This is a genomic window from Microbacterium sp. K41 (genome assembly GCF_004794395.1).
In the GTDB taxonomy this organism is placed as follows: Bacteria; Actinomycetota; Actinomycetes; order Actinomycetales; family Microbacteriaceae; genus Microbacterium; species Microbacterium sufflavum.
Window position 1 is genome coordinate 1 of the sequence record NZ_SSDO01000261.1, and the last position, 12,858, is coordinate 12,858.

Sequence of the window (12,858 nt, forward strand, 5' to 3'; positions counted from 1 at the left end):
CCTCGGCGGCGGGCGTGGGGGCCACCTCGGTGCGCAGCAGCACGTCCGAACGGTCGGCGACCGCCGCGGCCGTCTTGGTGCCGCCGATGTCGACGGCGAGGACGACCTCGCCCATCACACCGCGACCGGGAGCAGCCCGAGCTCGTCGAGGATGGCGCGGATGCCGGCGACCGCGTCGCCGTCGAGCGCCTGCACCGTGTCGGCCATGGTCGCGTGGTCGATGATGCCGCGAGCGTGCATGGCCGCCTTGAACGCGCCGACCCCGGTCGCGTCGCCGGAGAGGCCCCGCGGCTGGAACACGATGTCGAACAGGCGGTTGATGCGCTCCTGCTCGGCGCGGGCGGCCGTCCAGTCGCCCTGCTGCGCGGCGTTCCACAGGCGCACGTAGCCCGCAGCCTCGACGTTCGCGAGGCCCGGGACCACGCCGGCCGCGCCGACCAGGGCCATCGCGTCGACCACGACCTCGTGCCCGGTGAGCAGCTGCAGCGGGCGGCCGGCCGCCTCGTTCGCGGCGACCAGGCGGCGGAACGACACGTCGTCGCCCGAGGAGTCCTTCACACCCTGGATCACGCCCTCGGTGCCCAGCTGCACGAGCAGGTCGACCCCGAGCTTCGTGTGCACCCGGACGGGTACGTCATAGGCCCACAGCGGGGCGTCGATCGCGGCGGCGATGGTGCGGAAGTGGTCGGCGACCTCGGCGGCCGAGTTGAGCGTGTACAGCGGGGCGGTGGTGACGATGGCCTGCGCACCCGCCTCGACCAGGCGGCGGGCGGTCTCGATGATGCGCGGGGCGGTCAGCTCGATGGCGCCCGCGATCACCGGCACCCGGCCGGCGTTCGCGGCGACGATCGTGCGCAGCAGCTCGACGCGCTGGTCGTCGGTGAAGTACGCGGTCTCCCCGGTGGAGCCGAGCGCGAAGAGGCCGGAGACGCCCTCGTCGATCAGCCGTTCGACGAGCCGGGTGAGGGAGGCGTGGTCGATCGTGCCGTCCGGGAGGAGCGGGGTGGCGACGGGAGGGACGACGCCGGAGAACGAAGGGGCGGGGGAAGCAGAGGACATGTGTGTGTTCCGGTCGTTTCAGTGGTGGGGTTCGAGCAGCGAGGGCGCGGCGCCCAGCAGCGTTCTGGTGTAGGGATCGGCGGGATCGTCGAACACGCGGGCCGCGTCGCCGAACTCGACGACCTTCCCCCTGTTCATCACGGCGATCTCGTCGGAGAGGTAGCGCACGGTCTGGATGTCGTGGGAGATGAAGACCATGCCGAGGCCGAGCTGCTCCTTCAGGTCGGTGAGCAGGTTCAGGATCTGCGCGCGCACCGACACGTCGAGCGCGGAGGTGGGCTCGTCCGCGACGATCACCTGCGGGTCGAGCACCAGCGCGCGGGCGATCGCGACGCGCTGCCGCTGCCCGCCCGAGAGCTGACTGGGCAGGGCGTCGAGCGCGGAGGCGGGGAGCCCGACGAGCCCGACCAGGTCGCGCACCTTCCGCGACCGGGTCGCGGCGGTGCCGAGGCGGTGGACCTGCAGCGGGTCGAGCAGCGCGTCGCGCACCGTCATGCGGGCGTTCAGCGCGGTCGCGGGGTCTTGGAACACCACCGAGAGGATGCGTCCGAGGCGCTTGCGCACGGCGGGGGTGAACGAGCGCACGGGCTCGCCGTCGAACACGACCTGCCCGCTGGTGGGCTTCTCGAGTCCGATCAGCACCTTGGCCGAGGTCGACTTGCCCGATCCGGACTCGCCCACGATGCCGAGGGTCTGGCCGCGGCGCACCGTGAGGGAGACGCCGTCGAGCGCGTCGACGTAGCGCGGCCGGAACAGCGACGACGCCCGGGTCTTGTAGCGGACGTGCACGTCCTGCAGCTGGATGACGGGGTCGCTCATCGTCCTGCTCCGATCGCCTCGACGGGCGCATCGTCGGGATGCGCGGAGTAGTAGTGCTCTGTGCCCTCGATGTGCCGCCGCACGGGCTCCACACCCGCGTACCGGGCGGGGTCGGACGAGCGCGGCGCGAAGCGGTCGCCCGCGGGGAAGTCGCGTGGCGACGGCACGACGCCCGACACCTGGTGCAGCCGGTCGGATCCGGCCTCGATCGACAGCACGGCCCCCAGGAGGCCCTGCGTGTACTCGTGCACCGGCTGCGTGAGCACCTCGCGCGTGGTGCCCTGCTCGACCACCTGCCCCGCGTACATGACGGTGATGCGGTGCGACAGCTCCGCGACCAGGGCGAGGTCGTGGGATACGAACACGAGCGCGAAGCCGAGCTCGCGCTGCAGCCGCATCAGCAGTTCCACGACCTGCGCCTGCACGGTCACGTCGAGGGCCGTGGTGGGCTCGTCGGCGATCACCAGGCGCGGGTCGCGCGTGAGGGCCATGGCGATCAGCACGCGCTGCCGCTGACCGCCCGACAGCTCGTGCGGGTACGAGGCGAGGGTGCGCTGCGGGTCGAGCCCGACCAGCTCCAGCAGCTCCTCGGCGGTGCGGGTGCCGCCGCGCGAGGTCAGCTGCTTCATCTGCGAGCGGATCAGCATCGCCGGGTTCAGCGAACTCAGTGCGTCCTGGTAGACCATCGCGATGTCGTGTCCGCGGAGGGCGTTGCGCTCCCTCGGGGACATCTGCAGCAGGTCCTTGCCGTCGAACAGGATGCGTCCGCGGATGTCGGCCTTCGGGTCGAGCAGGCCCATGATCGCGAGCGAGGTGATGGACTTGCCGCAGCCCGACTCGCCCACGAGCGACATGGTCTCGCCGGGGCGCACGGTGAAGCTGACGTGGTCGACCACGTTCACGTCGCCGTGGCGCGGGAAGGAGATGCACAGGTCCTGCACCTCGAGCAGCGGGGCCTGGTCGCCCGTGTAGACGAGGCGGTCGGTGCGGTCGAGCTCGCGGGCGCGCAGCTCGGCCAGGCGCGCGGCGAGCGGCACGGCCTCGGCGGTGGGCACGAGCACGTCGGGCACGCCGCTGGGCACGGACAGGTTCACGGACGTGTCGACGGTGGGGATCACGTGCGTGTCGTCGGGGGCGGCCGCGGCCTCCAGCTCCTGCGTCGACTCCTCGGTGTTCGCGGCGTCCGCGGTGACCTTGCGGGCGCGCGGCGACACCATCGCGTCGGTCATGCCCTCGGACAGGATGTTGAGGCACAGGACCGTGATCATGATAAGGATGCCGGGGAAGAAGGTCGCCCACCACGCACCGCTCATGAGGAGGTTGCGGCCGGCGGCGATCACGTTGCCCCAGGACGGCTCGGGGTCGGGCACCCCGGCCTGGAGGAACGACAGCGATGCCTCGAACACGATCGCGTCGGCGACGAGCACCGTGGCGAACACGAGCACGGGGGCCATCGCGTTGCGGGCGACGTGCCGCACGATGATGCGCGGGGTGCCCGCTCCCATCACCCGCACGGCGGAGACGTAGTCCTCGCCGTACTGGTCCAGGATGTTGGCGCGAACGATGCGGGTCAGCTGGGGCACGTAGAGGAACGCGATCGTGAGGACCAGCACCGGGAGGGACTTGCCGAACACGGCCACGAACACGGCGGCGAGCGCGATGCCGGGGAACGACATGATGACGTCCATGACGCGCATCAGCGTCTCGGAGATCCACTTGGGCGCGGTCGCGGCGATCGTGCCGAGCACACAGGCGACGGCGAGGGCCACGAGGGTCGCGCCCAGGCCGATCACGAGCGAGTAGCGGGCGCCGTAGACCAGGCGCGAGAAGATGTCGCGGCCCTGACGGTCGGTGCCGAACCAGTGCTCGGGGCTCGGCGGCTGCACGGGGGTGCCCGAGGCCAGCGGGTCGTAGGGCGAGATCAGCGGCGCCAGGACGGCGGCCAGCGCGATGAGCGCGAGCACCGTCAGGCAGATGATCGAGCCGAGGGAGAGGCGGCCCCAGCGGAGGCCGGGGACGGAGAGTCGTTCCGTGAGTCTGCGTCGCATGTCACACCGCCCGGATTCGAGGATTGATGAGCACGTACAGGAGGTCGACGATGATGTTGATCACGACGAACGCGAGGGCGACCGCGAGCGTCACTCCCTGCACGAGGTTGGGTTCGTTGTTGGTGACGCCGTTGAGGATCAGCGTTCCCATGCCGGGGATCGCGAAGATGATCTCGATCACCACGGCCCCGCCGAGCAGGTAGCCGATGCGCAGGCCGAGCACGGTGACGGGGGTGATGAGGGCGTTGCGCAGCACGTTGCGGCCGACCACGATCACGCGGGGGATCCCGGCGCCGAGCGCGGTGCGCACGTAGTCGCGGTCGAGCTCCTCGACCATCGAGGTGCGTACGACGCGCGAGAGCTGGCCGATCACGGGGACGGCGAGGGCGACGGCGGGGAGCGTCATGCGGGCGAGCCAGCCCGACGGATCGGTCCAGAAGTCGGGCAGGGGGCCGGACGCCGGCAGCAGTCCGAGCCCGAGCGTGAAGAGCTGGATGAGCAGGATCGCGAGCCAGAACGAGGGCGTGGAGAGGGCGGCGACGCCGAACACGCGGATGACCTGGTCGGGCCAGCGGTCGCGGTAGACGGCGGCGAGCACACCGATCGCGAACGCCACGATCACGGCGATGAGCAGGCCGAGGAAGGTCAGTGCCAGGGTCACGGGGAACGCGCGGGCCACCTCGTCGATCACGGGCAGGCTGCGGGCGGAGTAGGTGCCGAGGTCGCCCTGCACGAGGCCGAACAGGAAGTTCACGTAGCGCACGAACAGCGGAAGGTTCAGTCCGTGCTCTTCGCGGTAGGCCTCGAGGGCTTCGGGGGACGCGGTCTCGCCGAGCGCGGTGCGCGCCGGGTCGACGGGCGAGAACGACATCACGAAGAAAACCAGGAACGTGATGCCGAGGATCATCAGCGGCAGCTGCAGCAGTCGCCGGCCGATGAGGCGGAGCGTGTTGGACACGTGCCGCTCCTTCCGGGTGGGGGTGGTGGCGGGGACGCGCTCTTCGGGCGAGCGCGCCCCCGCGGGGTGGGGCCGGGGCTACTTCGCCGCCACGCCGACGTCGAGGAACGACAGGCCGGTGGTGGGGACGGGCTGGAAGCCGACGAGCTCCTGGCTGCTCCAGGCGGTGGGCAGCTTGCGGTGGAACAGCGGGTACAGCACGGCCTGGTCGGAGATCAGGTCGAACGCCTGGTCCCAGGTCTTCTGCTGCTCGTCGCCCTCCTGGGTCACGGCGGTGTCGAGCAGCGTGCGCAGCTCGGCGTACTCCGGCGAGTCGGCCCAGGCGGTGCGCGTCTGGGTCCAGACGTTCTCGCCGTACCACCAGTTCATGAGCAGGTCGGGGTCGACGCCGAACACCGACGGGTCACCGGGGGCGATGGCGACGGTGTAGTCGCCGGAGTCGATCTTCTCGTACATCGACGCGGACTGGCTGATGTCGAGCGTGGTGTCGATGCCGATCGCGTCGAGCGACTCCTTGATGAGCGGGGCGACCTCCTTGACCCAGCCGGTGTCGGTCATGCGGAGCGTGATGGCGAGGTCGGAGACCCCGGCCTCGTCGAGCAGCTCCTTCGCCTTGTCGGGGTCGTAGGTGTAGACGGTGGACGCCTCGTGGTAGTTCGGGTAGTCCTCGGGCAGGAACGAGGTGGCGGGGGTGGCGTTGCCGAGCATGCCGGTCTCGATGATCTTGTCCATGTCGAGCGCGTAGTGCAGCGCCTGGCGCACGCGCACGTCGTCGAAGGGCGCGGCCTTCGTGTTGAACATCATGAACAGCAGGCCGAACGACTGCACGCTCTCCACGTCGGCGGAGGCGGCGAGCGCGTCGGCGTCGATGTAGGGCACGTCCTCGATGGCCTGCACGGTGCCGGTCGACATCGCGGTGACGCGGGCGGAGGCGTCGGCGAGCAGGTTCCAGTTCATGCCGGCGGCGAGCGCGGGGCGCGGGCCGTTGTAGTCGTCGTAGCGCTCGAAGACGAGCTTGTCCTCGGGCACCGCGGAGACCAGGGAGTACGGGCCGGATCCGACGGGGTTCGCGCCGAAGTCCTCGGGGTCGGCCTCGACCACGGCCTTCGGCACGATCTTGACGACGCCGAGGCGGTCGTCGATCAGCGAGAACGGGTAGTCGGTGGTGATGCGGACGGTGTCCTCGTCGACGGCGGTGACGGTGTCGATGAAGTCGACGAACGAGCGGAACAGCGAGTTGTTGGCCGGGTCGAGCACGCGCTCGTAGCTGAAGACCACGTCGTCGGCGGTGACCGGGTCGCCGTTCTGGAACGTGGCGCCCTCGCGGAGGTCGATCTCGTAGGTGGTGTCGTCGACCTTGGTCGGGAAGTCGGCGGCGAGCGCGGGGGCGGCCTCCTGCGTGACCGGGTCGAGGTCGACGAGGCCCTCGAAGATGTGCCAGTTGGCGGAGACCGTGACGGCGCCGGAGGCGACCATCGGGTCGAAGCTGCCGTTGAGCGTGTAGGAGATGCCGGCCTCGATGATGCCGTCGGGGTCGACCTCGCTCGCGGCGGGGCTCTCGTCCGGCGTGCTGGCGGCGCCGCCGCCGCAGCCGGCGAGGGCGAGGGACGCGGCGACCGTGCCGGCGACCGCCATCGCGAATCGACCCGCGCGGCGGCGGGTGATGTGTCGGTTCATGTGTGCTCCAGGGTGAAGGGGGGACATCTTGAGGACATCTGATGTCTGATGTACTCTAAACACACGTTCGATCAGATCACAAGAGTGAGATGATCGGAGCGTTTTCTGTCAGGCACGAGAGGGGCCCCATGAAGTCCACCACGGGGAGGGCATCGCGCATGCGCCGTGCCACGACGGCCGACCAGATCAAGCAGCTCATCCTCACGCGCGGGCTCACCCCCGGCGACCCGCTGCCCACCGAGGCCGAGCTGTGCGAGGAGCTCGACGTGTCGCGCTCCTCCGTCCGCGAGGCCATCCGCACGCTCTCCACGCTCGACATCGTCGACGTCCGCCACGGCCACGGCACCTACGTCGGCCCGATGTCGCTCGACCCGATGGTGGAGGCGCTCGTGTTCCGCGGCGTGCTCTCGCCCGAGGGGTCGCTGCAGGCACTGCGCGAGGTGGTGGAGGTGCGCCTCGCCCTCGACCTGTCGATGGCCGAGCGCGTGGTCGAGGCCGCCCAGGCACAGGAGGATCCGGAGCTGGACGAGCTCGTGGCCGACATGGTCGACAAGGCCGGGCGCGGCGAGTACTTCCTCGAAGAGGACAGGGCCTTCCACACGCGGCTGTTCGGCGCGATCGACAACCGCCTGGTCGGACAGCTCGTCGGCGCATTCTGGGACGTGCACACCGCGGTGCTCCCGCAGCTCGGCATCGCCCAGCCCGACGACATCACCCAGACCGCCCAGGCGCACGGCGACATGCTCGACGCGGCACGCGCCGGCGACGTGGAGCGGTACCGCCGGGCCGTGATCGAGCACTACCAGCCGCTGCAGCGCGTGCTCGCCACCGCGGAGGACGCACGGGCCTGACCCCGGAAGTCGGTAGTCTGACCTTCCCCCCACCGGAAAGAGGACTGCCATGTCCGTTGGACTGCTCGCCGTCGTCGACGACATCCTGAGCGCGGCCATGAAGGCCTCCGCCAAGGCCGCCGGCGTGGTGATCGACGACGCCGCCGTCACCCCGCAGTACGTGCAGGGCATCACGCCGGCGCGTGAGCTCCCGGTGGTGGGGAAGATCGCGCTCGGGTCGCTGGTGAACAAGTTCGTCATCATCATCCCGATCGCGCTGCTGCTCACGGCATTCGCCCCGTGGGTGCTCCCGTACCTGCTGATCCTGGGCGGCTCGTACCTGTGCTTCGAGGGCGCCGAGAAGGTGCTCGAGTGGTTCGGGGTGCAGCACGGTCATGCCGACGAGGGCGCGCGCGACGAGCGCAAGCTCGTGTTCGGCGCCATCCGCACCGACCTCATCCTGTCGACCGAGATCATGCTCATCTCGCTGGCCAGCCTCGACAAGGGCCTCGACGTCTGGTCGACACTGGCGATCCTCGCCGTGATCGCGCTGCTGATGACGGTGGCCGTGTACGGGGTGGTCGCGCTGCTGGTGAAGATCGACGACATCGGCCTGAAGATGGCGAAGAACCCGGTGCAGCGGGTGCGCCACACCGGCACCCGGATCGTGCGGTCGATGCCGGCCGTGTTCCGCTTCATCAGCGTGCTGGGCACGGTCGCGATGCTCTGGGTCGGCGGTCACCTGGTGCTGATCAACCTCGGCGAGGTCGGCCTGCACGCCCCCGCCGATCTGCTGCACGCGGTCGAGCACGCGCTCGAACCCCTCGGCGGCGTCATGGTGTGGATCGTCGACACCCTCATCTCCGCGATCGCCGGCCTCGTGTGGGGCCTCGTGATCGTCGGAATCGTGCTGGGCATCGCGCGCCTCTTCGGCAAGAAGCCGAGCTTCCACGAGGGCGAGATTTCCCCCGCCGACGTCCACGCCTGAGCGCGTCGCACCCGGGGAGACCGGTTGCGCCAGGGGATGTTCGGGGTGAAATGTTAGATTTCACCGATGCGCCCACGTCCGCCGTCGCCGATCACCGTCACCTCCTTCGCTGCAGACCGGTGGTTCCGGGCGCAGGGGCTCCCCACCTTCGTGCCCTGGCGTCGCTGGTTCCATGACATCGTGCCGCGGTCGGCGCCGCTCATCGCCGCCGCATCCGTCTACTGGACCCTCGCGGGCGACGGGATCGACGACTTCTCGTTCGCCCTGCACCTGCTCGTGGAGACCAAGGACGGCACGGGCCTCGCGTTCGCGATCCTCGCCGCGCTGCTGACCAGTCTCGTCCTCGCCTGGGCGGGGTTCGCCGTGGCGCGGGTCACGCTCCGCCGCCTGCGCGGGGTTCGACGCACGGCGGCCGCGATGGTGGTCATCGCTCTCTGCGCTGCCGGCGTGATGCTCGAAGGAGGCGTCACCGAGGGCGCGCCCGCAGCGCCGGTCGCGGAAGCCCTCTCGATCGTCGCGGGGAGCGTGCTGCTGGTCGCGTTCGGCGGCGGCGCGCTGCTGTCGTGGGCGACGAGGCTCGCAGCCCGCAACCTCGCCGCGATCGGGCACATGGCGACCATCGCACTTCCCGTCATCCTCATGCTCGTGCTGTTCGCGTTCTTCTCGGTCGAGGTCTGGCAGATGGCATCCGTGCTGTCGTGGTCCGCGCTCGGGCTCCTGGCACTGGTGGTGGCCGCGCTCGCCGGCGCGGTCGTGCTGCAGGTGAGCGCGACCGAGGTCGACCCGGCGACGCTCGCGCTCACCGTCGACGAGGAGCGCGACCTGCTGCGGGGCACACCGGCCGAGGGTCGCCCGGCGTCGACGGATCCGGCGTCGACCGTCGGCCGTCCGCAGCGGATCAACATGCTGCTCGCGATGACCCTCGCGCACCTCGTCCAGGCGGCCGTCTTCGCTCTGCTGCTCGCCGTGCTGCTCGTTCTCATCGGGGCGATCGCCGTTCCTCCGGATCTCGCGCAGACCTGGCTGGGTGATCGCACGTCGGTGCACGCGCTCGTGGTACAGCCGCTCGTGGTGCAGGGCGTGGCACTTCCGCTCACGGTCAACCTCCTCAAGGCGGCGACGCTGGTCGCCATCGTCTCGGCGCTGCCGTTCGTGTTCTCGGCCGTAAGCGAGAGCCGCTACCGCGCCCGCTTCTCGGAACCGATCGTGGCCGACATGCGACGCGCGATCCTCGTCCGCGCTGCGCTGTCCGACTCCGAGCGCATCGGCTGACCGCCAGGGCCACGGCAGGTCGCCCGGGCGCTGCGCTTCGCCCCCCGCGGGCCGCGCCGAATCCGTCGGCCTCGACCCCGCGGGCCTGTTCCCCACCCTGTCCATGACGCGATGAGCTGGTCACCCCCGATAGAGTGCGGAACGTGACTGCATCCCCGTCTCGACCCTGCTGGTGAGCACCCCATGACCGCCGTGCAGCTCAGGCCAGCCCACGATGCCGACCTCGACACGATCACCGAGATCCACAACCACGCCGTCGTGCACACCACGGCGATCTGGAACGAGGAGGCGGTGGACCGCGCCGACCGCGCCGCGTGGCTCGCCGACCGGACCGCCCGCGGGTACCCGGTGATCGTCGCCGCCGACGACACCGGCGTGCTCGGCTACGCGTCGTACGCGCAGTGGCGGCCGCACAGCGGCTACCGGCTCACGGTCGAGCACTCCGTCTACGTGCGGGGTGATCAGCGCGGCCGCGGCATCGGCCGAGCGCTCATGGAGGAGCTCATCGCTCACGCGCGCACCGCCGGGATGCACGTGATGATCGGCGGGGTGGAGAGCGGGAACGCGGCGTCGATCGCGCTGCACGAGCGCCTCGGCTTCCGCGAGGTCGGACGCATGCCGCAGGTCGGCGCGAAGTTCGGCCGCTGGCTCGACCTCAGCATGCTGCAGCTCGTGCTCGACGACCGCCCCTCGCCCGACGCGCGCCCCGGCACCGAGGACTGACGCCGGTGGACCTGCTGCAGTGGCTCGTCGACGCCTTCGATTCGCAGTGGCTGCTGCCGGGCGGGCAGACCCTGCTGGTGCGCGAAGTGGTGGGCAACGCGTTCGGGCTGGCGAGCGCGCTCGGCGGCATGCGGCGCAAGGTGTGGGCGTGGCCGGTCGGCATCGTCGGCAACCTGCTGCTGCTGACCGTGTTCCTCGGTTCGGCGCTCAGCCCCGCCCCCTCGCTCCCCCACCTGCTCGGCCAGGCCGGCCGGCAGGTCATGTTCATCGCCGTCGCGGTGTACGGCTGGATCCGCTGGCGCAACGCCGAGGGCGGCCGCGTGGTGCCGCGGTGGGCGCCGAGGAGGGCCCGCGTCGGAATCGTGCTGGTGATGATCGTCGGCACGGTCGCGCTCACCCCCGTGTTCCGCGCGCTCGGGTCGTGGGAGCCGGTGTGGGCCGACGCCTGGACGTTCGTCGGCTCGCTCCTGGCCACGTACGGCATGGCGAAGGGGTGGACGGAGTTCTGGCTCATCTGGATCGCCGTGGACGTGGTCGGCGTGCCGCTGCTGTTCAGCTCCGGCTACTACGCGACCGGCCTCATGTACGTGTTCTACGGCGTGTTCACCGCGGTCGGGTTCGTGATCTGGTGGCGGGCGCAGCGCCGTGCCGACCACGGGATCGAGATCCTGCCTCCCGACCCCAGCCCCCGACGCCTCGACGAGGACGCCCTCTGACCTCGTTGCGACGTCGACGACCGCTGACCCTGACCGCCGCCCTCGCGATTGTTTCGGTGCGTGTCGGCGGTGCTCGACCGCGGCCCCGTGTGTCCCGTTTCATGGGTCGCATGACCCGACAGATCCGCTTCAACGCCTTCGACATGAACTGCGTCGCCCACCAGTCGTCCGGGCTGTGGCGGCACCCCGACGACCGGTCGCGGCAGTACAACACGATCTCGTACTGGACCGAGCTGGCGACACTGCTGGAGAGCGCGACCTTCGACGGCATCTTCATCGCCGACGTGCTCGGCACCTACGACGTGTACGGCGGCACCAACGAGGCCGCGATCCGCAACGGCGCCCAGGTGCCGGTGAACGACCCGATCCTGCTGGTGAGCGCGATGGCCGCCGTGACCGAGCACCTCGGCTTCGGCATCACGGCCGGCACGGCGTTCGAGCACCCCTACCCGTTCGCACGGCGGCTCAGCACGCTCGACCACCTCACGCAGGGCCGCATCGGCTGGAACGTCGTCACCGGCTACCTCCCCAGCGCCGCCCGCAACATGGGCCAGGAGGATCAGCTCGGTCATGACGACCGCTACGACCACGCCGACGAGTACGTCGAGGTGCTGTACAAGCTGTGGGAGGGGTCGTGGGAGGACGACGCCGTGGTCGAGGACCGCGAGCGCGGCATCTTCACCGACCCCGCCAAGGTGCACCCGATCCGGCACGAGGGCGCCCACTTCCGTGTGCCGGGCATCCACATCTCCGAGCCGTCGCCGCAGCGCACCCCCGTCATCTACCAGGCCGGTGCGAGCCCCCGCGGCGTGCGGTTCTCGGCCGAGAACGCCGAGGCGATCTTCGTCGCCGCCCCGTCGAAGGAGGTGCTGGCCGGCACCGTGAAGCGCATCCGCGACGCCCTCGAGGCGGCGGGACGCGACCGCTACGACGCCCGCATCTACACGCTGCTGACCGTGATCACCGCGGCCACGAGCGAGGAGGCGACCGCGAAGTACGCGGAGTACCTGTCGTATGCGAGTCCCGAGGGGGCCCTCACGTTCATGTCGGGCTGGATGGGCGTCGACCTGTCGCAGTACGGCGAGGACGAACCCGTGGGGAACGTGGAGTCCAACGCGATCCAGTCGGTGCTCCAGCACCTGAAGGAGGAGGCGGATCTCGGCCGGGAGTGGACGGTCGGCGACTTCGGGCGGCACAACGCCATCGGCGGACTCGGACCCACGGTCGTCGGCTCGGGCGAGGAGATCGCCGACGAGCTGCAGTCGTGGGTGGAGCAGACCGACATCGACGGCTTCAACCTCGCCTACGCGGTCACGCCCGGCACGTGGCAGGACGTGATCGAGCACGTGATCCCGGTGCTGCGCGAGCGCGGCGCGTACCCCGAGGAGTACACGCCCGGCACGCTGCGCCACAAGCTCCACGGGCGCGGCGACCGCGTGCAGGACACGCACCGCGCCGCGCAGTACCGCGTGGGGGCGGCGGCGCGGGCCTGAGCGGCGTCAGTCGGCGTCGCGGGCGAACAGGTTCCGCAGCACGAGGAACACCACGACGGCCACGACCGCGACGATCGCGAGCTTCGCGATGAACCACAGCACCGAGAACAGGGCGCTGACGATCCACCACGCGATCACGACCGCGAGGATCACGCCGAGCACGGTCCAGATGTTCTTGGTCATACGTCCAGCCTAGGGGCGCTGGCCGCGGGATCCTCCCCTCCCGGACCGCCGGCTCCGGCGGGCGTCGCGGCGTTCGCGCCGCCCGCGCGGTC

The 12,858-nt window shown here is 70.6% G+C and carries 12 protein-coding genes; 6 read left to right on the forward strand and 6 right to left on the reverse strand.

The window, feature by feature from the left end:
• Positions 1–114 precede the first annotated feature (114 nt).
• The 5 genes from DW309_RS07185 to DW309_RS07205 all read right to left on the reverse strand — a co-directional run bounded on the left by DW309_RS07185 (position 115) and on the right by DW309_RS07205 (position 6,561).
• Complete coding sequence (locus DW309_RS07185) at positions 115–1,059, reverse strand: dihydrodipicolinate synthase family protein (protein WP_136044976.1); 945 nt, start codon at positions 1,057–1,059, stop codon at positions 115–117.
• 18 nt (positions 1,060–1,077) lie between these two features.
• Positions 1,078–1,878 (reverse strand): ABC transporter ATP-binding protein, encoded by an 801-nt coding sequence (locus DW309_RS07190; protein WP_136035577.1) that lies wholly within the window; start codon positions 1,876–1,878, stop codon positions 1,078–1,080.
• On the reverse strand, positions 1,875–3,926 hold the full coding sequence (locus DW309_RS07195) for a dipeptide/oligopeptide/nickel ABC transporter permease/ATP-binding protein (RefSeq protein ID WP_136044977.1): 2,052 nt from the start codon (positions 3,924–3,926) through the stop codon (positions 1,875–1,877). The genes DW309_RS07190 and DW309_RS07195 overlap by 4 nt, the downstream gene beginning before the upstream one ends.
• A 1-nt stretch (position 3,927) precedes the next feature.
• Positions 3,928–4,884 (reverse strand): ABC transporter permease, encoded by a 957-nt coding sequence (locus tag DW309_RS07200; RefSeq protein WP_136031948.1) that lies wholly within the window; start codon positions 4,882–4,884, stop codon positions 3,928–3,930.
• 78 nt (positions 4,885–4,962) lie between these two features.
• Entirely contained in the window at positions 4,963–6,561 is a 1,599-nt protein-coding gene (locus DW309_RS07205; RefSeq protein ID WP_136031946.1) for an ABC transporter substrate-binding protein, read from the reverse strand.
• Between the two features lie 128 nt (positions 6,562–6,689).
• Between DW309_RS07205 and DW309_RS07210 the strand changes: the two genes are divergently transcribed.
• The 6 genes from DW309_RS07210 to DW309_RS07235 all read left to right on the forward strand — a co-directional run bounded on the left by DW309_RS07210 (position 6,690) and on the right by DW309_RS07235 (position 12,583).
• Positions 6,690–7,412, forward strand: coding sequence for a FadR/GntR family transcriptional regulator (locus DW309_RS07210; protein ID WP_240745299.1), 723 nt, complete (start codon positions 6,690–6,692; stop codon positions 7,410–7,412).
• 49 nt (positions 7,413–7,461) lie between these two features.
• Positions 7,462–8,379, forward strand: a complete 918-nt coding sequence (locus DW309_RS07215; protein WP_136044978.1) for a DUF808 domain-containing protein — start codon at positions 7,462–7,464, stop codon at positions 8,377–8,379.
• Between the two features lie 66 nt (positions 8,380–8,445).
• Positions 8,446–9,651: a hypothetical protein gene (locus DW309_RS07220; protein WP_136044979.1), complete on the forward strand. Its 1,206-nt coding sequence runs from the start codon at positions 8,446–8,448 to the stop codon at positions 9,649–9,651.
• A gap of 183 nt (positions 9,652–9,834) precedes the next feature.
• Positions 9,835–10,374 (forward strand): GNAT family N-acetyltransferase, encoded by a 540-nt coding sequence (locus DW309_RS07225; protein ID WP_136031939.1) that lies wholly within the window; start codon positions 9,835–9,837, stop codon positions 10,372–10,374.
• 5 nt (positions 10,375–10,379) lie between these two features.
• Entirely contained in the window at positions 10,380–11,090 is a 711-nt protein-coding gene (gene pnuC / locus DW309_RS07230) for a nicotinamide riboside transporter PnuC (RefSeq protein ID WP_205812664.1), read from the forward strand.
• A 110-nt stretch (positions 11,091–11,200) separates the two neighbouring features.
• Positions 11,201–12,583: an LLM class flavin-dependent oxidoreductase gene (locus tag DW309_RS07235; RefSeq protein WP_136044980.1), complete on the forward strand. Its 1,383-nt coding sequence runs from the start codon at positions 11,201–11,203 to the stop codon at positions 12,581–12,583.
• A gap of 6 nt (positions 12,584–12,589) precedes the next feature.
• Here DW309_RS07235 and DW309_RS19455 read toward each other — a convergent pair whose 3' ends face one another.
• A complete protein-coding gene (locus DW309_RS19455) occupies positions 12,590–12,766 on the reverse strand; it encodes a hypothetical protein (protein ID WP_168387206.1) in 177 nt (58 codons plus the stop codon).
• Between the last annotated feature and the right edge of the window lie 92 nt (positions 12,767–12,858).

What these genes read in the sequence shown, in the direction of transcription:
- DW309_RS07215 (WP_136044978.1), top strand. Translation starts at nt 7,462, where the DNA reads ATGTCCGTTGGACTGCTCGCCGTCGTCGACGACATCCTGAGCGCGGCC.
- DW309_RS07210 (WP_240745299.1), top strand. Translation starts at nt 6,690, where the DNA reads ATGAAGTCCACCACGGGGAGGGCATCGCGCATGCGCCGTGCCACGACG.
- DW309_RS07235 (WP_136044980.1), top strand. Translation starts at nt 11,201, where the DNA reads ATGACCCGACAGATCCGCTTCAACGCCTTCGACATGAACTGCGTCGCC.
- DW309_RS07190 (WP_136035577.1), bottom strand. Translation starts at nt 1,878, where the DNA reads ATGAGCGACCCCGTCATCCAGCTGCAGGACGTGCACGTCCGCTACAAG.
- DW309_RS07185 (WP_136044976.1), bottom strand. Translation starts at nt 1,059, where the DNA reads ATGTCCTCTGCTTCCCCCGCCCCTTCGTTCTCCGGCGTCGTCCCTCCC.
- DW309_RS07195 (WP_136044977.1), bottom strand. Translation starts at nt 3,926, where the DNA reads ATGCGACGCAGACTCACGGAACGACTCTCCGTCCCCGGCCTCCGCTGG.
- DW309_RS07225 (WP_136031939.1), top strand. Translation starts at nt 9,835, where the DNA reads ATGACCGCCGTGCAGCTCAGGCCAGCCCACGATGCCGACCTCGACACG.
- DW309_RS19455 (WP_168387206.1), bottom strand. Translation starts at nt 12,766, where the DNA reads ATGACCAAGAACATCTGGACCGTGCTCGGCGTGATCCTCGCGGTCGTG.
- DW309_RS07205 (WP_136031946.1), bottom strand. Translation starts at nt 6,561, where the DNA reads ATGAACCGACACATCACCCGCCGCCGCGCGGGTCGATTCGCGATGGCG.
- DW309_RS07220 (WP_136044979.1), top strand. Translation starts at nt 8,446, where the DNA reads ATGCGCCCACGTCCGCCGTCGCCGATCACCGTCACCTCCTTCGCTGCA.